Origin of the sequence: Hyphomicrobium sp. (genome assembly GCF_036780825.1) — a bacterium.
Taxonomy (GTDB): Bacteria; Pseudomonadota; Alphaproteobacteria; order Rhizobiales; family Hyphomicrobiaceae; genus Hyphomicrobium_C.
The window spans coordinates 42,674-63,091 of the sequence record NZ_DAIQCD010000010.1; the positions used below are offsets into that span (position 1 = coordinate 42,674).

Annotated in this window: 17 protein-coding genes; 11 read left to right on the plus strand and 6 right to left on the minus strand. The window is 66.1% G+C overall.

Going from position 1 to position 20,418, the window contains the following annotated elements; all coding sequences use genetic code 11:
- Positions 1–10: 10 nt before the first annotated feature.
- From V7P99_RS06575 to glmU, 3 genes are all read right to left on the minus strand, one after another.
- Complete coding sequence (locus V7P99_RS06575; RefSeq protein ID WP_333793998.1) at positions 11–1,459, minus strand: SPOR domain-containing protein; 1,449 nt, start codon at positions 1,457–1,459, stop codon at positions 11–13.
- A 250-nt stretch (positions 1,460–1,709) separates the two neighbouring features.
- Complete coding sequence (gene glmS / locus V7P99_RS06580; RefSeq protein ID WP_333793999.1) at positions 1,710–3,530, minus strand: glutamine--fructose-6-phosphate transaminase (isomerizing); 1,821 nt, start codon at positions 3,528–3,530, stop codon at positions 1,710–1,712.
- A 127-nt stretch (positions 3,531–3,657) separates the two neighbouring features.
- A complete protein-coding gene (gene glmU / locus V7P99_RS06585; RefSeq protein WP_333794000.1) occupies positions 3,658–5,016 on the minus strand; it encodes a bifunctional UDP-N-acetylglucosamine diphosphorylase/glucosamine-1-phosphate N-acetyltransferase GlmU in 1,359 nt (452 codons plus the stop codon).
- A gap of 324 nt (positions 5,017–5,340) precedes the next feature.
- On the opposite strand from glmU, the gene V7P99_RS06590 reads away from it, so the two are divergent.
- The gene (locus tag V7P99_RS06590) at positions 5,341–6,192 is read left to right on the plus strand and encodes a hypothetical protein (RefSeq protein WP_333794001.1); all 852 of its coding nucleotides are present in this window, start codon (positions 5,341–5,343) and stop codon (positions 6,190–6,192) included.
- A gap of 124 nt (positions 6,193–6,316) precedes the next feature.
- Here V7P99_RS06590 and pdxH read toward each other — a convergent pair whose 3' ends face one another.
- A complete protein-coding gene (pdxH, locus tag V7P99_RS06595) occupies positions 6,317–6,964 on the minus strand; it encodes a pyridoxamine 5'-phosphate oxidase (protein ID WP_333794002.1) in 648 nt (215 codons plus the stop codon).
- A 368-nt stretch (positions 6,965–7,332) separates the two neighbouring features.
- Between pdxH and V7P99_RS06600 the strand changes: the two genes are divergently transcribed.
- From V7P99_RS06600 to V7P99_RS06645, 10 genes are all read left to right on the plus strand, one after another.
- A complete protein-coding gene (locus V7P99_RS06600) occupies positions 7,333–7,782 on the plus strand; it encodes a hypothetical protein (protein ID WP_333794003.1) in 450 nt (149 codons plus the stop codon).
- A 320-nt stretch (positions 7,783–8,102) separates the two neighbouring features.
- Positions 8,103–8,951 carry an enoyl-ACP reductase FabI gene (gene fabI / locus V7P99_RS06605; protein WP_333794004.1) on the plus strand — a complete coding sequence of 283 codons (849 nt, stop codon included), beginning with the start codon at positions 8,103–8,105 and terminating at the stop codon, positions 8,949–8,951.
- Positions 8,952–8,996: 45 nt separating this feature from the next.
- Positions 8,997–9,584: a histidine phosphatase family protein gene (locus tag V7P99_RS06610; protein WP_333794005.1), complete on the plus strand. Its 588-nt coding sequence runs from the start codon at positions 8,997–8,999 to the stop codon at positions 9,582–9,584.
- 184 nt (positions 9,585–9,768) lie between these two features.
- Positions 9,769–11,028 (plus strand): cyclopropane-fatty-acyl-phospholipid synthase family protein, encoded by a 1,260-nt coding sequence (locus tag V7P99_RS06615; RefSeq protein ID WP_333794006.1) that lies wholly within the window; start codon positions 9,769–9,771, stop codon positions 11,026–11,028.
- A 288-nt stretch (positions 11,029–11,316) separates the two neighbouring features.
- Positions 11,317–12,831, plus strand: a complete 1,515-nt coding sequence (locus V7P99_RS06620; RefSeq protein ID WP_333794007.1) for a replicative DNA helicase — start codon at positions 11,317–11,319, stop codon at positions 12,829–12,831.
- 133 nt (positions 12,832–12,964) lie between these two features.
- The gene (gene alr, locus V7P99_RS06625) at positions 12,965–14,095 is read left to right on the plus strand and encodes an alanine racemase (RefSeq protein WP_333794008.1); all 1,131 of its coding nucleotides are present in this window, start codon (positions 12,965–12,967) and stop codon (positions 14,093–14,095) included.
- 1 nt (position 14,096) lies between these two features.
- On the plus strand, positions 14,097–15,476 hold the full coding sequence (gene radA / locus V7P99_RS06630; RefSeq protein ID WP_333794009.1) for a DNA repair protein RadA: 1,380 nt from the start codon (positions 14,097–14,099) through the stop codon (positions 15,474–15,476).
- A 73-nt stretch (positions 15,477–15,549) separates the two neighbouring features.
- Positions 15,550–16,107: a CvpA family protein gene (locus V7P99_RS06635; protein WP_333794010.1), complete on the plus strand. Its 558-nt coding sequence runs from the start codon at positions 15,550–15,552 to the stop codon at positions 16,105–16,107.
- Positions 16,108–16,327: 220 nt separating this feature from the next.
- Positions 16,328–17,827 carry an amidophosphoribosyltransferase gene (gene purF, locus V7P99_RS06640; protein ID WP_442909879.1) on the plus strand — a complete coding sequence of 500 codons (1,500 nt, stop codon included), beginning with the start codon at positions 16,328–16,330 and terminating at the stop codon, positions 17,825–17,827.
- A gap of 162 nt (positions 17,828–17,989) precedes the next feature.
- Entirely contained in the window at positions 17,990–18,754 is a 765-nt protein-coding gene (locus V7P99_RS06645) for an SDR family NAD(P)-dependent oxidoreductase (RefSeq protein ID WP_333794011.1), read from the plus strand.
- A gap of 28 nt (positions 18,755–18,782) precedes the next feature.
- On the opposite strand, the gene V7P99_RS06650 is transcribed toward V7P99_RS06645, so the two are convergent.
- Both V7P99_RS06650 and V7P99_RS06655 read right to left on the minus strand, forming a co-directional pair.
- On the minus strand, positions 18,783–19,577 hold the full coding sequence (locus V7P99_RS06650) for an MBL fold metallo-hydrolase (RefSeq protein WP_333794012.1): 795 nt from the start codon (positions 19,575–19,577) through the stop codon (positions 18,783–18,785).
- Positions 19,574–20,377, minus strand: coding sequence for a TatD family hydrolase (locus V7P99_RS06655; RefSeq protein WP_333794013.1), 804 nt, complete (start codon positions 20,375–20,377; stop codon positions 19,574–19,576). The genes V7P99_RS06650 and V7P99_RS06655 overlap by 4 nt, the downstream gene beginning before the upstream one ends.
- Between the last annotated feature and the right edge of the window lie 41 nt (positions 20,378–20,418).

Below are 20,418 nucleotides of genomic sequence, written 5' to 3' on the forward strand. Positions count from 1 at the left end.
TCCCGGCCTGCTACTGCGTCACCACGAGGCAATCGAAGCCCTGCGGCTTCAGTGTCGTGCAGAGCTGCTCCGGCTCTTTCGCGTTGGCGTAGGGGCCGAGCCGCACACGGTAGAACGTGCCCATGCTGCCGATCACCGCTTCGTCGATGTCAGCGGAGACGACGCCGTTGCGCACCGGCTGGTAGGCGTTGAGTGTGCGCACGAGTTGCTCCGCCTCCTCGCGCGATCGCACGGCAGCCACCTGGAGCTTGTACTTTCCGCCTCCCGCCGCCGCGGCAACCTTGGCGGGAGCGGCAGGCGTGGCGGCAGACGCCCACGGCAGCGCATCGGACTGGGCCTGCGGGAGCGAATCCGGCCCGCGCTGGACCATCGACGAGGTTTGTGACGGGACCGCCGTGGTATCGGGCGACCACCCGCCGGGCTGAGTGGATCCGGTGGTCACGGCAGGCGAGGCGTCCGCCGCCGTCGAGCCGGAGCCGAAGATGTTGCCGAAGAAATTGCTCACCGCCGTGCCGGTGCCAGCCAGTGGGTTTGCCGTGCCGGCCGGCGACGGCGTGCCGGGCTCATCCGCTGCAAAGCCCATCGGATTGATGCCGGTGTCCGGCGGCGGCTGCGGAGCATAACTTGAAACGGCCATAGCCTGTGGCACCGCCGACGCAGCGCTGGCGGACCCTGATCCTGCCGTGTGCGTTTCCCAAGCCGGCGCCGGAGTGGCTGCAGTCTCCGTACCGGAGCCCTGGCCCTGCGCGGCAGCGGATACGCCCGGATCGGGCCCAAGGCCAGCAGCTACCGGCCCCGCAGCGGCCGGAGTGGATGGAGATGCTGCCGCCTGCTCCGCGTCCGCTGATCCACCTCCGAAAAAGCTCCAGAACGACGAGGACTGCGCAGACGTCTGCGCCGGTGTCGCGCCCGCCGTGCTTGGCGCCGGCTGCTGCGCGTTCGAACCTGAGAGGGACGGGAGCGAGAAGTTGCTCCAGAACGATTGCTCCGTCACCTGAACGACTTGTGCGCCGCTGGCCGGCGGCGTAGCGGCCGCCTTCGGCGTCTGGTCGAGTGGTGCGGCACCGACGGGCGGCGGTGTATCTCCGAGCCCGGCCTCGCGATAGGCGAGCTGGCGCTCCTCGGTGGCCTTGGCCTTGTCAGCATCCGACAGGCCTCCCTTAAGCCACACGGCCGTCGTCAGGTCTGAGATGGCCTGCGCCGGCCGGCCGAGACGGCGATAAGCAGCGCCCCGCAGATAGAGCGCGCGGGCCATCTGGGCATTGGGCAGTCCGCCACCGGCAAGCGCCACCGAAAGCTGCTGCTCGGCGGCGGCCATGTCGCCGGCTTCAAAAGACTTGGTGCCCGCTGCGTAGGCGCGCTGCGCCGAGGCTTGACTGGACGAACTGTTCTCCCCCTGCGCCGCCTTCTTGGACTGCGCCAGGGCATCCGTACCGACCGGCAGGCTCGAAAGGCACATCACCAACGCCGCGGCGGCAAACCACGATCCCCGATGCCACCCCTGAGAATGCCATCCCCGAGCCGGCGCCCCCCTGCCTCGGCGTCGGCCAAGGCATCGATGCGTCGTCGCATTCACCATGCGCAATATTCCCTGCCGCCTTGCGAAATCAACGCTGCACCCCGCGTGGGTTTAGGTCAATCACACGGAAGAGGCAAATCCGCGGCATCCCTGTGCGGCGGCTTATCCCCTCATTCGGCCCTTTATCCCCTCATTCGACCGTGACCGACTTGGCGAGGTTCCGAGGCTGGTCCACGTCGGTGCCCATCTGCACGGCCGTATGGTAGGCGAGAAGCTGGACGGGCACGGCATAGACCAGCGGATTGGTGAACGGATGCGCCGCGGGCACGGGCACGTGGGCGGCGAGCGGGCATCCGACCTTGTCTGGACCCACGTCCGAGATCAGCACGATCTGCCCACCCCGCGCCGCGACCTCCTGGACGTTCGAGACCGTCTTCTCGAAAAGCTCGTCCTCCGGCGCCACGCAGATGACGGGAACGTTCTCGTCGATCAGCGCGATGGGCCCGTGCTTGAGCTCCCCGGCGGCATAGCCCTCGGCATGGATATAGGAGATCTCCTTGAGCTTGAGCGCCCCCTCGAGCGCGAGCGGATAGCTCGACCCACGGCCAAGATAGAGCACGTCGCGCGCTTTCGAAAGCATCTGCGCCAGCTCCACGAAGCGGGATTCGTCCTGCAGCATCGACGAGATGAGGCGCGGCACCTCGACCAGCGCCGTCACGAGCTCCTGCTCGAGCTTCTCGGAAATCGTACCGCGCGCCTTGCCGAGCGCGATGGCGAGGCAGGCTAGCGCCGCGAGCTGGCATGTGAACGCCTTGGTCGAGGCGACACCGATCTCGGGCCCTGCAAGCGTGGGCAGCACGGCGTCCGATTCGCGCGCGATCGTCGAGGTGCGCACGTTGACGACGGAGGCGATCCGCTGCCCTTCGGCCTTCGCATAGCGCAGCGTTGCAAGCGTATCTGCCGTCTCGCCCGATTGCGAGACGAACACGGCGAGCCCTTCCTCCGGCAGAGGCGGTTCGCGGTAGCGCATCTCCGAGGCGAAATCGATTTCGACCGGCAGCCGCGCATACTGCTCGATCCAGTATTTCGCGACGAGCCCGGCATAGAAGGCAGTGCCGCACGCCGAAATCGTGATGCGGGAGACTTTCGCGAGGTCGATGCCGAGATCCGGAAAATCGACGCGCGCATTCGCCATGTCCAGATAGTTCGAGAGCGTATGGCTGATGACGTCCGGCTGCTCGTGGATCTCCTTCGCCATGAAATGGCGATGATTGCCCTTGTCGACGAGGAGTGAGCTCGCAAGAGATTTCACGAGCGGGCGCGAGACACGCTCGCCTGCCCGATCGAAGATCTCGACGCCGGAGCGGCGCATCACGGCCCAGTCGCCCTCCTCCAGGTAGGTGAGAGCGTCTGTGAACGGCGCCAGCGCTATGGCATCGCTGCCGAGGTACATCTCGCCGTCCCCGTGACCGATGGCGAGCGGGCTCCCCTGCCGTGCCGCGATCATCAGGTCGTCATCGCCGGCGAAGATGATGCCGAGCGCAAACGCGCCCCTGAGCTTACCGAGCGCCACACCGACAGCCTCGACCGGCCCACGACCCTGCGCAAGCTCGTCGCTCAGGAGATGGACGATGGCTTCCGTATCGGTATCGGTTTCGAAGACATGGCCCTTTGCCGTGAGCTCGGCCCGGAGCTCACGGAAGTTCTCGATAATGCCATTGTGCACCACCGACACCTTCGCGTTCATGTGCGGGTGCGCATTGCGCTCGGTCGGCCGGCCGTGGGTGGCCCAGCGCGTGTGTCCAATACCCGTGCGGCCTGACAGCGGTTCCGTGGCGAGCCGCGTTTCGAGATTGCGCAGCTTCCCTTCGGCGCGCCGCCGAGCCAGATGCCCGTCCTCGACCGTCGCCACCCCGGCGCTGTCGTAGCCGCGGTACTCGAGCCGGCGCAGCGCATCGAGAAGTTCCATCGCGACAGGCTTGCTGCCGAGAATGCCCACGATCCCGCACATCTTCTGAGAGCCTCGCTTGTTGGGAATCACCGCTTTTCAGCGGCAACATGTCGATAGTGCCCTACGCAACGGCGCGCGGCGTTTCAAATCACACAATATGTCAAATATTAACGCCGTTTAAGGAGCATCACCTGCCAAGGGCGGCCTTGCGCCTCGCCATCATGGTGCGGAACTTCAGCGCCCATCCCGGCCGCTCCTCCTGGCTGCTGCGCTCGAGGGCCAATGCGTCCGCCGCCACATCCTTGGTGATGACGCTCCCCGAACCCACATAGGCCCCGGCGCCGATCTTGATCGGCGCCACCAGCGCCGAGTTTGAGCCGACGAACGCCCCCTCCCCGATCTCGGTCGCGTGCTTGAAGAAGCCATCGTAGTTGCAGAAGATCGTCCCGGCGCCGATGTTGGCCTTGGCGCCGACCGATCCGTCGCCGAGATAGGAAAGGTGGTTGGCCTTCGCCCCGTCGGCCATCGAGACGTTCTTCACCTCGACGAAGTTTCCGACATGCACGTCGCGGCCGAGCACGGCTCCGGGGCGAAGCCGCGCAAACGGTCCGACGCGCGCGCCCGCGCCCACGCGCGCCCCTTCGAGATGGCAGTTGGCCTTGATCTCAGCACCCTCCCCCACCGTGACGCCCGGCCCGAAGAACACGTTGGGCTCGATTATGACGTCGCGGCCGAGCACGGTATCGAAGGCGAACCATACCGTCTCCGGCGCAATCAGCGTCACCCCCTCAGCCATCGCGCGCTCGCGGGCCCGCCGCTGCCAAATCGCTTCCGCAGCGGCCAGCTCCTGGCGCGCGTTGACGCCTAAGACCTCCTCCTCGTCGCACCGGACGACCGCCGCCTTGCCGCCTTGCGCGCGCACGATCTCGATCGCGTCCGTGAGGTAGAACTCGCCCTTGGCGTTGGCGTTGCCGATCTTTCCGAGCACGTCGAGCGGCGCATCGAGGCGGAACGCCATCACGCCCGAGTTGCAGAGCCGAATCTCGCGCTCGGACGAACTTGCGTCCTTGGCTTCGCGGATAGCCGCAAGCGTCCCATCCGGCGCTGTGATGAGGCGCCCATAGCTGCCGGGATCACGCGCCTCGAAACCGAGCACCGCAACCTGGGCACCCCGCTCGAGCTCGACCAGCAGCTTCCCGACCGTTTCGGGCGTGATCAGCGGCGTGTCCGCGAACAGCACCAGGAGATCGCCCTCATGCGCCCCGATCGCTTCACGCGCGGCCAGCACAGCATCCGCGGTCCCGGCCTGATTCTCCTGCACGTAGACGGCGGCTCCGGGCGCCGCCAGCGCCTCTTTCCGCACCCCGTCCATGTCCGGACCGACCACGACGGCGAGCTTGCCGCCGCCAGGGGCCGCCGTGGCGAGCGCCAGCACATGCCCGAGCATCGAGCGCCCGGCGATACGGTGCAAGACCTTCGGCTGCGTCGAGCGCATGCGGGTGCCCTTGCCGGCAGCAAGGACGACAGTCAGCAGATCGCGACTCATGGGGTGACCCTTAGGACTGGCGAGATCGAAATTTAAAGGCGCACGCTATCGCCCCGCACTGCGGCGTGCAAATGGCGTCGTGACGGCCTGCCGGCCCTGGTGGCCCAAGTGGATTTCCCCAAACCGTCCACAGTTGCATCGGCCCGCCAAGTTGCCCTCGGAGATCGACTCAGACACCACCGTAGCAGGATCGGGATCGCATCACCTGTGCCGGCCGAATCCGCCTCGGCTGAGAGTTCCGACAGCACGACTCGGCCACAAGCCAAGGACCGGCCACGGCACTGCGCGATGCCCCCACATCAGTAGGGTTCCGGAAGACAAACCATGACCGAGAAAAGCCTCCCCCAGCCTAGCTCGCCGCACCCGCGGAGCAAACGGGCGAACAAGTTCACGATGTACTCGCTCATCTGGGCCGGCGCCGCGCTCGTCTCGCTTCTCTACCTCGTCTTGCTCACGACGCAGCCGGCCCTCGTCGCCGGGCTACTTGGCGCGGAGGCGGAGACGGCGGAAAGCCAGGAGCAGCAGCGGACAGCGATCGAGGAGGCCGTGGCCGAGGTGCGCACGCTGCGTAGCACCATCGATCTGTTCCGCAACGAGCTGATCGAGATCCGCTCGCAGGTCTCCAATCAATCGGACGTGACGCACGACATCGCAAGCCGTCTCGCAGCACTTGAAGCCGAGCCGCAGAAAGTGGCATCCAACGACGCTGGCGCCAAGGCCAAGGAAGCCGCCGCGCAGAAGGCCGCCAAGGAAGCGGCTGCCAAAAAGGAGGCCGCTGCAAAGGTCGCCGCAAAGAAGGCGTCGCCGAAGCGCGAGATCGAGACCGGCAGCGTCGCGCAGCCGGCCGCCGGCGCCATCACGTTCGGCCCGCCCGTCGTCACGCCCGCCGCCACGCCGCCCGCTACAGCCCCCGGGGGCTCAGTCGGCGTGCAGATTGCGACGGGGCCTTCGGTCGACAGCCTGCGGCTCAGCTGGACGCTGCTCAACGAGCGCCATGGCGACACACTCCGGGCCTTCCAGCCGCGCTACGCGACCGACCCCTCCGGGCCCGAGCAAAGCTACGACCTGATCGTCGGCCCGGTCGCGTCCGTGGATGAGGCGCGCAGGCTCTGCCAGGAGCTGTCGCTCAGGGCGACGCCATGCTCCGTGACCCGTTTTACGGGCGACGCCCTGTAAAAGGCGGCCGGACCGTTCGAGACACCCTCTTGCCGAGGCGGGAGGAAAATGGGTGCTCGCCTCGAAAGGTACGCCCGTTTCCAACGGTGTGGAGCGCTTTCGCCGGGGAAAGCGCTCCATAATTCTATGGATAGAGGCGCGTCTTGTTCCACGGCTGCGTGATGTCGGCGCGCCGGAACACCACACGCTCGTGCAGGCGGAAGGGTCGGTTGTCCCAAAGCTCGAACTCGAGCGGGGTCACGCGGAAGCCCGACCAATGCTCTGGCCGCGGGATATCGCCGATGGCGAACTTGGCCGTGTATTGCGCAATCTTCTTCTCGAAAGCCAACCGGCTCTCCAGCGGACGCGACTGATCCGACGCCCACGCACCGATACGCGAGAGGCGCGGGCGCGTCGCGAAATAATGATCCGCTTCCTCAGCGGAAACGCGCGACACCAGCCCGCGCACGCGGACCTGCCGGCCGCGCGACTTCCAGTGGAACAGCAGCGCCGCCTTGAGCGAGGCTGCAAGCTCCCGCCCCTTGGCGCTTTCCAGGTTCGTATAGAATACGAAGCCGCGCGCACCGTGCTCCGGGCCGTCGACGCCTTTGAGAAGGACCATGCGCACGTTCGGCAGTCCGTCCGCATCGACGGTCGCGAGCGCCATCGCCGTCGGATCGTTCGGCTCCGAGACTTCGGCCTCGGCGAGCCACGCCTCGAACACCGCGAAGGGATCGTCCGTCGCCGCAAAATCCTGTTGCCCGGTGGGGGCCTCTTGCTCCAGTTCGCTCACGTCTCTAGCCCTCGCTTATCCGTCCCTGCTCTCCCGGCACGCGTTAATCGCCGGTCGCATGCTAGAGCAGATCCCGTTTGGGCGGAATCGCCCGAATGGGTGAAGATGCTCGCTCAAACAAACAACTAGAGAATTTGCAGTGAGCGCAAGCGAACGGAAAATGCTCTAGGCGAGGTGTAGGTGTACCACGCTGCTGGGTCCGGGCGGACTGCGGCACATCCCGCCCGCCATGGCGTCTCACCAAAAAGGCTGGAAATCGGGACGCCGCTTTAGGCCCTTTTAACCACGCTCGGCGACAATGACGGAACACGCCATCCCGCCCGCAGAGGACCGGCTGCGCGTTTTTTGTACCACGGAGTTGTCCCGTCATGCGTCACGTCCCTGCTTTGGAGACCCTCGTCTTCGTCGCCGCGACCGCGGTCGTGCTGGCCGCCCCAGTGTTCCCGGCCGGCAACACTGCGATGGCGGGAGAGAGTCTTGCCTCATCCGGGCGCTGCACCTGTCCTGATGCGGAGCGCAAGGCCACCCGGCCCAAGTTCGCCGAGTTCGGCATGCCGCTGCTCGATGAAGCCGATGAGATCGCCGCGCTCGAAAGCATTCAGGTGGGACTGAGCCGCATGGATGATGGGACGCCATTCGTCTGGAAACGCACCAACGGACGCCTTTCGGGGATCGTCCGGCCCACAAGCTCGTTCCGCAACGCCAAGGGGCATCTTTGCCGCCACGTCGTCGTGCTCCTGACGACCGGGTTCAAGACAAGGACCGCGGAAGGCGTAGCCTGCCGCGCAGCCGACCGACGCTGGGTGCTGGAAGGTTGAGTAGCGACGCATGCACCCTATTCTCAGGCCGTGGCTTGCAAAGCACGATTTTCGTGTACATAACAGGAACTCTCTGGCTTTTCCGGCCGCCTTGGCGGCCTGGCGTCGTTCGGCTTGACGTGAAATCCTGGAACGGTTTTACGTTTTAAGCCGCGCGTCTTCGCGGCCGTGGGGAGCGCATGGCATTGTCATGGCCGGTTCCATTTTTCCGAAAGCACTTAGGCGCATAGTCAGCGAAAGGCAGGCAAGCGGCCATCTGGACCCACCTGTCCTTTTGTGTAGGATGCGCGCAAAATTCCAAACTAGGGGATTGTTGGCAAATGACCGACACGGCGACCGGAGCAGGACAACTTGCCGGCACGCTCATGGCTGGCAAGCGCGGCCTCATCATGGGCGTCGCGAACAATCGCTCCATCGCCTGGGGCATCGCCAAGGCCGCAGTGGCGCAGGGCGCGGAAGTCGCGCTGACCTACCAGGGCGACGCCTTGAAGAAGCGCGTCGAGCCGCTGGCCAAGGAGCTCGGCTCGAAACTGGTGCTGCCGTGCGACGTGGCCGATGCGCCCTCCATGGACGCCCTCTTCGCCGAGCTTTCGAAAGCCTGGGGTCGGCTGGACTTCCTCGTGCATGCCATCGCCTTCTCGGACAAGAACGAGCTTGACGGGCGCTACGTGGATACGAGCGAGGCGAATTTCACCCAGACGATGCTGGTCTCCTGCTATTCGCTGACGGCGCTCGCTCAGCGTGCGGAGAAGCTGATGACTGACGGCGGCTCCATCGTTACCCTGACCTATTACGGCGCCGAGAAGGTGATGCCCCATTACAACGTGATGGGTGTCGCCAAAGCCGCGCTCGAAGCCTCCGTGCGCTATCTCGCCTCCGACCTCGGCAAGACCGCGATCCGCGTCAACGCCATTTCGGCCGGCCCGATCAAGACCCTGGCCGCATCCGGCATCTCGGATTTCCGCTACATCCTACGCTGGAACGAGTACAACTCTCCGTTGCGGCGCAACGTCACCATCGAGGACGTGGGCGGCGCCGGCATTTATCTCTTGTCGGATCTCTCCAAGGGCGTGACCGGGGAGGTTCATCATGTCGACGCCGGCTATCACGTCCAGGGTATGAAGAACGAGGACGCACCCGACATTTCCGTCGTCAAGAACGACGGCTGACGTTGCGAGGCGTAAGGCCCGCGCACCGTCAAGAGCAGACAAGCGATGCCCGACCGCCCGACGATCTACTTCATCCGCCACGGCGAAACCGACTGGAACCGCGACCGCCGCTACCAGGGCCAGCGGGACGTTCCCCTCAATGAGACGGGCCGTGGTCAGGCGCGGCGCAACGGCATCGCGCTGCGCCGATTTCTTCCGGCCCTCGCCCGGGCCGCTTTCGTGGCAAGTCCCCTCGGCCGCGCTTGTCAAACAATGGAGATCGTGCGCACCGAGCTGGGACTGCCGCCCGCCGACTACACACTCGATCCGCGTCTCATGGAGCTCAGCTACGGTGTCTGGGAAGGCACCCTGCAGGACGACATCATCGGCTCCGCTCCCGAAATCTTCGCAGCCCGTTCGCGGGATCCTTTTCGCTTCCGGCCCGATAAGGGAGAAAGCTACGCCGATCTCTTGCTCCGCGTGCAAGGATGGGCGGAGGGGGTGACGGATGACTGCGTGGTGGTCTCCCATGGCGGCGTCTCGCGCTGCCTGCGCGCTCATATGCTCGGCCTCGCACCCGAGCTCGTACCCGGCCTCGAAAGTCCGCAAGACCGCGTACTGATTCTCCGTCCGGGCAGCATCTCCTGGCTTTGAGCCTCCGGAGCGGCAACGCAAACCGTGCTCGGTGCGTTTGTGTCCTCGGCGACGATACACGCGGTACGCGCCTGAACATGCTGCTTTGCCTGGCGCGGGGGGTCGAAATCCGCGGCAAGTCGTCTTATTAGCTTTGTAGGGGAACAGGAAATTGGCGCCTGGCGCCACGCAAGGGACTTGGCCAATGCTCAAGCCACTCTCGCTACTGCTTTCGAACGTCATTCGCACCGGTGACCTGACGATCGTCGACCCCAAAGGTGCCCGCCACCGCTTCGGAGACGGGACATCGCCCTCCATTTGCGCCGAGATCGCCGACCGGCGGCTCGAATGGCATCTCGTACTCGACCCTGAGATGGCCGCTGGCGAAGGCTACATGAACGGACGGCTGCGCATTACGCAGGGCAACGTCTACGATTTCATCGCCCTCATGATGCAGAACATGGCGGCCCGGCCTCTCCCCGCCTACGCGCAATGGTTCGCTAAGCTGAGAAGCTGGCTGCGCCCGCTCTCACAATTCAATCCAGCGTCCCGCTCGCGGCGCAACGTGCGCCACCATTACGACATCGATCCGCGAATCTACGATCTCTTCCTCGATCCCGACCGGCAGTACTCATGCGCGTATTTCGCAGATCCGACCATGAGCCTTGCCGAAGCGCAAGCTGCCAAGAAGCGCCACATCGCAGCCAAGCTCACGCTCGCGCCCGGCCAGCGCGTGCTTGACATCGGCTGCGGATGGGGCGGCCTCGCCCTCTATCTCGCGCAGGCCGCAGATGCGGACGTCACCGGGGTCACGCTCTCGGATGAGCAGATCAAGATCGCCATCGGGCGCGCCCAGGCCATTCAGCAGGGGCGGGCGCCGCGTTTCCAGATCTGCGACTATCGATCCGTCGAAGGACCGTTCGACCACATCGTCTCGGTCGGCATGTTCGAGCACGTCGGGCTGCCGCATTACGGCACGTTCTTCAAAACCGTGGCGCGCCTCCTGTCTCCTGGCGGCACGGCGCTGATCCACACCATCGGGCGCACCGACCGGCCTGCCGGCACCAACCCCTTCATCGCCCGCTACATCTTCCCCGGCGGCTACATCCCGGCTCTGTCCGAGATCATGAAAGCGGTCGAGGCCTCGGGGCTGATCGTCACCGACGTCGAGGTGCTGCGGCTGCATTACGCCGAGACGCTGCTCGCCTGGCGCCGCCGCTTCCTCGCCAACCGGCCGGCGGCCATCGCCATCGCGGGCGAGGAATTCTGCCGCATGTGGGAGTTCTATCTCGCCGGTTCGGAAGCTGCATTCCGTTTCCAGAACTTTGTCGTCTTCCAAGTCCAGCTCGCGCGGCGCATCGATACGCTGCCGATCACGCGCGATTATCTAGCGGAGCGCGAGAGCGGACTGCCGCTCAGCAAGCCCGAGGGCGATCGCCCGCAAGGCATCGCCGCCGGACGATGAAGGCCGGCGCCCACGCCGCTATGAACGCCGGCCGGGCCTCGATCTTCGCCACGCGTGGGACGACGCCCGCCACAGGGGCAGCATGGCCCAGCCTCAACCATATGCGGGAAGCAAACCTTTGGAGCCGCTCGCCGGTGCTTGTTCGGACGAGCGGCCCCAATGCATTTGAGTTGTATGGTCGCACGCGTGATTCGCTGCACGCAAGCGGCAACTTTTACCCATGTGGGAAACGGGGGAAGCTTTGCTTCGACCTCGCTCCGACTCGGGCCGCCCGGCTAGGCTGCCGCCATGACCAACACCGCACGCCTCCAGACCGAAACACTACGCGAAGCTGCCGCCGCCGCCGAGCCGACCGACTTCCGTGAAGCCCCGCACAACATCGAGGCCGAGCAGGCCCTCCTCGGCGCCATTCTGATCAACAACGAGGCGATGGACCGCGTCTCAGCGTTCCTCGAGCCGATCCATTTCTTCGATCCCCTGCACGGCCAGATCTACGAGACCGCCGGCAAGATGATCCAGGCCGGCAAGCAGGCGACGCCGATCACGCTCAAGACGTTCTTCGAGACGGCCGAGCCGATCGATCCGCACCTCACAGTGCCGCAATATCTCGGCCGCCTCGCCGCCAACGCCACGACGATCATCAACGCCGAGGACTACGGCCGCACGATCTACGATCTCGCCGTGCGCCGTCAGCTCATCGTCCTTGGCGAGGACATGGTCAACTCGGCCTACGACGCGCCGATCGACTTCCCTCCCGAAAGCCAAATTCAGGAGGCGGAGACGCGCCTCTATGATCTCGCCGAGCGCGGCAAGTACGGCCAGGGCTTCATGAGCTTCGGCACGGCGCTAACGCATGCCATCGACATGGCAAACGCAGCCTACGAGCGCGATGGGCATCTCTCGGGCCTTGCGACGGGCCTCTCCGACCTCGACAATAAAATGGGCGGCCTGCAGTCTTCCGACCTGATCATCCTCGCCGGGCGCCCCTCGATGGGAAAGACGGCGCTCGTCACCAACATCGCCTACAACGTCGCCAAGGCCTACCGCTCGGAGAAGCAGCCGGACGGCACCGACAAGACCATCGACGGCGGGCGCGTCGGCTTCTTCTCGCTCGAGATGAGCGCCGAGCAGCTCGCCACCCGTATTCTTTCCGAGCAGGCCGAGGTCGCCTCCGAGAAGATCCGCCGCGGCATGATCACCGAGGACGAGTTCCGGAAGCTCGTCACCGTATCGCAGGAGATGAGCCGGGCCCCGCTCTACATCGACCAAACCGGCGGCATCTCCATCGCCCAGCTTGCAGCCCGCGCGAGAAAGCTTAAGCGGCAGAAGGGCCTGGACCTGTTGATCGTGGATTATCTGCAGCTCCTTTCCGGCTCCTCCAAGCGCGGCGACAACCGCGTGCAGGAGATCACCGAGATCACGACGGGTCTCAAGGCGCTGGCCAAGGAGCTGGCGGTGCCGATCATCGCCCTCTCCCAGCTCTCCCGTCAGGTCGAGCAGCGTGACGACAAGCGCCCCCAGCTCTCGGACCTGCGCGAATCCGGCTCCATCGAGCAGGACGCCGACGTTGTCATGTTCGTGTTCCGCGAGGAATACTACGTCGAGCGGCAGAAGCCGCGCGAGGGCACGCCGGAGTTCAACGATTGGCAGACGCAGATGATGGCCGTCAGCGGCAAGGCCGAGGTGATCATCGGCAAACAGCGTCACGGTCCCGTGGGCGCCGTGCAGCTGGCCTTCGAGAGCCAGTACACGCGCTTCGGCAATCTCGCCCGCGACTACTCGCTTCCCGAGCGCTTCGAGTGACTGCATCCATCAACGCACAATCCGTCTCTTCCTTGTGGAGAGCGGCCACGGGCGCTGGAAAGCCCGCCTGCCAGCATTCGCAAACCCCCGTTCCGCTTCTCCGCGAAAGGAGAGGAACGGGGCGGAGCGCACCATGAGCCGGCCTGAGCTCTCACCCGGCGCAAGCGGCGTCATCACCATCGATCTCGATACGCTCGCCGCCAACTGGCGCGCGCTCGCCGGCCGCGTGGCGCCCTCCGAATGCGGAGCCGTGGTCAAGGCCGACGCCTATGGTCTTGGGGCCGCCGAGATCGTTCCCGCGCTGTGGCACGCCGGTTGCCGCACCTTCTTCGTCGCCACGCCGGAGGAAGGCCGCGCCGCCCGCCGCCTCGCTCCAGAGGCACGCATATTCGCCCTCGACGGGCTCCTGCCCGGAGCGGCGGATCTCTTCATCACGGCGGATATAACGCCCGTTCTTTCGAGTCGTCCCGAGATCGACGAATGGGCGGCCGCAGCCGCCCGCATCGGGCGGCGCCTTCCTGCGGCGCTTCAGATCGAGACCGGCCTCAACCGGTTGGGGCTCGCCGTCTCCGAGATCGAGGCGCTCGGCGCCGATCCGGCGCGCCTCTCGGCCCTCGATATCCAGCTCGTGATAAGCCATCTCGTCTCCGCGGACGATCCCACAGATGCGCGCAATGAGATGCAGAGACAGGCCTTCGACGAGCGCCGCGCGCTCCTGCCGCCAATGCCAGCGAGCCTTGCCGCGTCCGACGGTTTGATGCTCGGCCGGGCCTATCATTATGACCTCGTGCGGCCGGGATATGCTCTTTATGGCGGCCAGGCGTTTCGCGGCGGCCCTACCCCGGTGACGCCCGTCGTCACGGTGCAGGCCCGTGTTCTCCAGGTGCGCACGCTCGCACCCGGAGACTGCGTCGGCTATTCGGCGGTATGGACCGCAAGACGCCCCACGCGGCTCGCCGTGATCGCGGCCGGTTACGCAGACGGCTTCGCGCGTGCCCTCGGCGCCGCCACGGGCCAGCCGGGAGCCATGGTGATGGTTGGGGGGGCGCGCGCGCCGGTGGTCGGCCGCGTCTCCATGGATCTCATCACCGTCGACGTGACGGATATCGCGGGCGAGGTGGCCCGCGGCGATCTCGCGACCCTCATCGGCCCCGGGCTCACCATCGAGGCCATGGGCCGGGCGGCCGGCACCATCGGCTACGAGGTGCTAACCCGCCTCGGCCGGCGCTTTGCACGGCGCTACATCGGCGGAGGCTCAGGCTGACATGGCCAAGGCCGCCAAATCTCAATTCGTCTGCCAGAGTTGCGGCGCCGTCTCGGCCCGCTGGTCGGGAAAGTGCGTTTCCTGCGGCGACTGGAACACTATCGCCGAGGAAGCGGCCGCACCACCGGCCCCGCCCGGCTCGGGCCTTTCCGGTGCCAGCAAGGGCCGGGTGCTCGAGCTGGAAAGCCTCTCCGGCGCGCCTGAGGAAGCACCCCGTTTCCCGACGGGAATGCCGGAGCTCGACCGGGTGACCGGCGGCGGCATCGTGCCGGGATCGGTGCTGCTCATCGCCGGCGAGCCCGGCATCGGCAAATCGACACTGCTCCTGCAACTCGCGGCCGCGCTCGCCCGCGGCGGCCGGCGCGCCGTCTATTTTTCCGGCGAGGAGGCGACGGCGCAGGTGCGCCTGCGCGCCTCCCGCCTCGGCCTCGGCGATGCCCCCGTGGCGCTCGCATCGGAAACCAGCCTCGCCAACATCCTGGCGACCCTCGCAGCGGGCCCCAAGGCGAACCTCGTCGTGGTCGATTCCATCCAGACGCTCTGGTCGGATGCGCTCGAAGCCGCGCCTGGCTCGGTCAGCCAGGTGCGGGCCGCCACGCAGTCTCTCGTCCGCTACGCCAAGCAGGCGGGCTCCGCGCTTCTCCTCGTCGGACACGTCACCAAGGACGGGCAGATCGCGGGACCCAAGGCCGTCGAGCACGTGGTCGATACCGTGCTCTCCTTCGAGGGCGATCGCGGCCACGCCTACCGCATCCTGCGCGCAACCAAGAACCGCTTCGGCGCCACCGACGAGATCGGCGTGTTCGAAATGATCGGCTCGGGGCTGCGCGAGGTTGCCAATCCCTCCGAATTGTTCCTCGGCGAGCGCGACATGAGCGCGCCGGGCGCGGCGGTATTCGCCGGCATGGAGGGCACGCGCCCGATCCTCGTCGAGATCCAGGCCCTCGTTGCGCCGTCCGGCCTCGGCACGCCGCGGCGCGCCGCCGTTGGCTGGGAGCCGAGCCGCCTCGCCATGCTGATCGCCGTGCTGGAAGCGAGGTGCGGCGTCTCCTTCGCCCACCATGACGTCTACCTCAACGTCGCGGGCGGCTTGCGCATCATCGAGCCGGCAGCGGATCTCGCCGCGGCCGCGGCCCTCCTCGCCTCGCTCGCCAATCGGGCGCTCGATCCGAAGGAGATCCATTTCGGTGAAATCTCGTTATCCGGCGCCGTGCGCGCCTCGCCTCACATGGGCCTGCGGCTGAAAGAGGCCGCCAAGCTGGGCTTCACGAGCGCCGTGATGCCCGCTGGCGGCGAAGCGGGTGCCGAAGGCAGCCGCCTTTCGCTGCGGCGCATATCGCACCTCAAGGAACTTGCCGCGAGCCTCACCGCATGCGACTGAACACCCGGCGACCGCCGATACCGACAAGAGCGAACGCGCTCAGAGCGTTTCCTGGACCTGAGGAGCCGAGGCCATGATCGGGCCGCTGACCTATCTCGATGCCGCTGTGATCGCGGTCTGCTTCATCTCGGCGCTGCTCGCCATGTACCGCGGCCTCACGCGCGAGCTGCTGTCCATTCTGTCGTGGATCGCGGCCGCCGGCGCCACGCTCTATTTCGTGCTCAACTACAAGAAGGTGGCCGAGGACATGGCCGCCCAGCTCGGCACCCAGGTGGCGCTGGCGCAGATTGCGATCGGGGCCGTCATTTTCCTGATCGTGCTGATCATCGTGCATCTGATCACGGCGCGTCTTTCGGACGTCATCCTGGACAGCAGCGTCGGCATGATCGACCGCATCCTGGGCTTCCTGTTCGGCCTCGCCCGCGGTTTTCTGCTCGTTGTCATCCCATATATGTTTTACGCGTCTTTTGTCCCGGACGAGCAGAACCATCTGCCCTGGGTCCGCGACGGCCTTTCGACGCCCTACATTCGGGATACGGGCCACGTGATCCGGGGCCTGCTCGAGACCTACATGCCGACGACGCTTTCGCAGCCGCCGCCCTCGGCCGACGTCGAGCCTCCGGCGCAATAAAGCAAGGACGGGGTGGCCAGGATATGAGCCTTTGGCGACACTCCCGCGACAGATCGGTAACGGGGACAATAAAGCTCTTTAACGGTCCCGGTATTATCATATATTCCGCGCATGCGACGTTAGGCGTCGCGGCTAAGCGAGCGGCAGACATGGCGCGCGCTGCCGTTGCGGCGGATGATCTAAGTCGATGTTCGGCGGATGCTTTTGCGGGAGGCAGCCCATGACGCTCGATCACGCACCCGGTGCGGGGGGCGATCCTTTTCCGGATTTCGGCTTGTCCAGGATGGGAGACGACCGGCTCCGTGAGGAATGCGGGGTCTTCGGTGTTTTCGGGAATCCCGACGCCGCGGCGCTCACCGCTCTCGGGCTCCACGCCCTCCAGCACCGCGGCCAGGAAGCTGCAGGCATCGTCTCGTACGACGGCAAACAGTTCCACTCCGAGCGCCGCCTCGGCCTCGTCGGCGACAACTTCAACAAAGCCGAGATCATCCACCGCCTCAAGGGCTCCATGGCCATCGGCCACAACCGCTACTCCACCACCGGCGAGCCCGCACTCAAGAACGTCCAGCCCCTTTACGCAGACATCGACACCGGCGGCTTCGCCGTCGCCCACAACGGCAATCTCACCAACGGGCGAACCCTACGCCAGGAGCTGATCAACTCCGGCGCCATCTTCCCCTCCACGTCCGACACCGAAGTTGTCCTCCATCTCGTTTCCCGCTCCAAGAAGCGGCGCACGGTTGAGCGCTTCATCGACGCCATCCGCCAGATCGAAGGCGCCTGGGCCCTAGTGGCGCTCACCAATGACATGCTGATCGGCGCCCGCGATCCCATTGGCATCCGCCCGCTCGTGATCGGCCGCCTGGAGGATGGCTACGTGCTCGCCTCCGAAACGTGCGCCCTCGACATCGTCGGTGCGGAGTTCGTGCGCGAGGTGGAGAACGGCGAGGTGGTGGTCATCACCGCCGAGGGCCTCGAGAGCCATCGCCCGTTCCCGCGCCGCCCCGCGCGCCCCTGCATCTTCGAATACATCTACTTCGCCCGGCCCGACAGCATCGTCGGCGGCCGCTCCGTCTACGACGTGCGCCAACAGATGGGCGCCCAGCTCGCCCGCGAGGCCCCGGCCGACGCCGACGTCGTGGTTCCCATTCCCGACTCGGGCGTCCCCGCCGCTATTGGCTATGCGCGGGAATCGGGCCTGCCCTTCGAACTCGGCATCATCCGCAACCACTATGTGGGCCGCACCTTCATCGAGCCCGAGCAGCGCATCCGCCAGCTCGGCGTCAAGCTCAAACATTCCGCCAACGCCGGCGTCATCCGCGGCAAGCGCATCGTGCTGATCGACGACAGCGTGGTGCGCGGCACCACGTCGAAGAAGATCGTGCAGCTCATGTACGAGGCGGGCGCGCGCGAGGTGCACATGCGCATCTCCTCGCCGCCGATCACGCATTCGGATTTCTATGGCATCGACACGCCGAGCAAGGCGGCGCTGCTGGCCGCCAACTACGATCTCGAAGGCATGCGCGCCTTCATGGGCGCCGATAGTCTGGCCTTCCTCTCGGTGGATGGCATCTACCGCGCGGTGGGCTATGAGCGGCGCGACGACGTTGCCCCGCAGTTCACCGATCATTGCTTCACCGGCGAATACCCGACCGAGCTCACCGACCAGAACGGCCAGGCAGGCACCCGCCAGCTCTCGCTTCTGGCGGAAGTCGGCTAAAGCCACTCCCGCTCAGGTGGAATCGAGGAACAGCTCTAAGCTTTGACGAGATTGTTCTTCTTGTCGAAAAGCGGGAACGGCGCACGCGCCCTTCTCCCGGGCGCCTATCCGGGCTAACAACCACATTTGTTCCCGTAAACGAGAAAAGCCCGAAAAGCCCTCATGTCAGCCTCTCCCCGCTTCAAGGATCGAATTGCGCTCGTCACCGGAGCCTCCCGCGGCCTCGGGCGGGCCATGGCGCTGGCGCTGGCACGCGAAGGCGCCCACGTGATCGTCTGCGCCCGCTCCGTCGGCGCGCTCGAAGAGCTGGACGACGAAATCCACGCCACCACGGGCGCGCGCGCCACCATCCTCAAGCTCGACCTGCGCGCGCACGACCGCATCGATCAGCTCGGCCCCGTGATCTATCAACGCTGGGGCAAGCTCGACATCCTGGTCGCGGCCGGGGGCATTCTCGGCTCCCTCTCGCCGCTGCCGCATACGAGCGCCGATGCCTGGCAGAGCGTGCTCGACATCAATCTCTCTGCCAACTGGCGCCTTATCCGCACGCTCGACCCGCTGTTCAAGCGCTCTGACGCGGCGCGTGCCCTGTTCGTCACGGCCGGCGCGGCGGCTGCCGATCTCGCCTATTGGGGACCCTATGCGGTTTCGAAGGCAGGGCTCGAAGCGTTGGTGAAGAGCTATGCGCGCGAGCTTGTCAACACGAACGTCCGCGTCAACCTTCTCGATCCCGGCGCCATGCGGACCGCTCTGCGCGCGAAAGCATTTCCCGGCGAGGACAGAAGCAAGCTCGCCGATCCGTCCGCCGTCGCTGCGTTTGCGCTGCCGCTGCTGATGCCCGCCACCACCGACAGCGGCCGAGTGGTGCGCTTTTGCGGAGATGGCGCGCCGGCCGATACGGCTCTTGCGGCAAGCAGCGATAGTTAAACCTGCCCGTGGCTCGAGCCCCGCCGGCTCACACCTCGATGACCATGTTGTCGTAGGCCGGCTCGACGTGGGCAGGAAGCTCCCGCTTCAGCGTCGCGTAATCGAGATCGCCAGTCATGTGGGTCAGCACCGCGCGCCTCGCCCCAAGCCTCTCGATGTGCTCCAGCGCCTGCTTGACCGAGAAATGGCTCGGATGCGGCGTGTAGCGCAGCGCATCGACGATCCACACGTCCAGGTTCTCGAGCAAGGGAACGGAATCCGGCGGCAGCGCCGAGATGTCGGGCGAATAGGCCACCGAGCCGAACCGGAATCCTAAGGTCTCGATATCACCGTGGAGCTGCTTGATCGGAATCGCCTCGATCGGGCCACCCGCGCCCTCGATGCGCACCGGCTCTCCCGGCCTCAGAAGCTCGGCGCTCAGGATGGGCGGATACGTCGAGCCCTCCGGTTGGACGAAACAGTAGGCAAAACGGCCGACGATGCTCGACTGCGTCATGGCGTCGAAGTAGCACGGCACGCGCCGCTTCATGCCATAGGCCACCATGCGCAGATCATCGATGCCGTGCGTATGGTCAGCGTGGTCGTGCGTGAAGAGCACCGCGTCGAGTGCGTTGGCGCGCACGGAGAGCAGCTGCTCGCGCAGGTCCGGCGGCGTATCGACGAGCACGCTCGTGGTGCCCCCCGGCCCGCGCCGCTCGACGAGGAGCGCGCAGCGGCGGCGACGGTTTCTCGGGTTCTCGGGATCGCACTTGCCCCACATGGCGCCAATGCGCGGCACGCCGCCTGAGGAGCCGCAACCGAGGATCGTCAGGCGGAGGCTCATGGGCGCGCCGTGTCCCCGGCGGCGGGATAGCGCGCCTTGCCGTAGAGCCGGAAGAAGTTCTCCGTCGTGGCGCGCGCGATCTCGGCTTCCGGAACATCGCGGATGCGCGCCAGCGCCGCCGCCGTGTGGACGACATAGGCCGGCTCGTTGGTCTTGCCCCGGTGCGGCACCGGCGCCAGGAACGGGGCATCCGTCTCGACCAGGATCCGCTCGATCGGCACCTCGCGCGCAATGGCTTGCAACGCCTCGGTCTTCTTGAAGCTGATCACACCGGAGAAGGACACGTAGAGCCCGAGATCGACAGCGCGCAGGGCGAGCTCGCGCCCGCCCGTATAGCAGTGGAGCACGGCCGGGAAGGCGCCCTTCGCGTGCTCGTCCTCAAGAATGGCGAGCGTATCGGCGTCCGCATCCCGCGTGTGGATCTCGAGCGGCAGCCCGGTCTCGCGCGCCGCTGCGATATGGTTGCGGAAGCCCTGCGCCTGTCCCTCGGGCGAGGAATGCTTGTAGTGGTAGTCGAGCCCGGCCTCGCCGATCGCGACCACCTTCGGGTGCTGCGCGAGACGAACGATCTCGCTTACTGGGATGTCGAGCTCCTCATCTGCGTTATGCGGATGGGTGCCGACCGAGCAATAGACATCTGGAAAACGCTCGGCGATGGCGCGGATCAGATCGAACTTCCGGATGCGCGTCGAGATGGTGACCAGCGTGCCCACGCTCGCCGCTTTCGCACGCCCCACCACGCCGTCGAGGTCGGCGGCGAACTCGGGAAAATCTAGATGGCAATGGTGATCGACCAGCATCCCTTTGCGTCCTGCTCCTATCGTTCGCGCTGATCCCTAGA